Source organism: Stenotrophomonas sp. SrG (assembly GCF_050031795.1).
GTDB classification, from domain to species: Bacteria; Pseudomonadota; Gammaproteobacteria; order Xanthomonadales; family Xanthomonadaceae; genus Stenotrophomonas; species Stenotrophomonas rhizophila_A.
In genome coordinates this window covers 1-236 of the sequence record NZ_JBNBBE010001333.1, presented here as the reverse complement: position 1 = coordinate 236, position 236 = coordinate 1, and the positions used below count along the sequence as shown (strand labels likewise).

Genomic DNA, 236 nt, shown 5'->3' with positions numbered 1-236 from the left:
CGCTGACGCTCTCGAATTCGGCGGCTGCGGCCTATACGGCTGCCACCAGCTGCGGGTGGCCGGCAGCCAGTCGTTCAAGGGTGGCGTCATCCAGGCCGGCGGTGAGGCGGGTGACGGGCTGGGCGCGGAGGGGGGCGAGGCGGTCGGTGAAGCTCATGGCATAGCTCCGGAACCGATTGGCGGCATGGCGCTGAGGCAAAACGCGCGACCGGGGGAGCGCGCCTGGGGGAATGCGG

1 protein-coding gene is annotated in these 236 nt (G+C 71.6%); it reads right to left on the bottom strand.

The genetic code is table 11. From position 1 onward, the window contains the following. Positions 1–31: 31 nt before the first annotated feature. Entirely contained in the window at positions 32–157 is a 126-nt protein-coding gene (locus ACQG3P_RS23760) for a hypothetical protein (RefSeq protein ID WP_426806422.1), read from the bottom strand. Positions 158–236 lie beyond the last annotated feature (79 nt).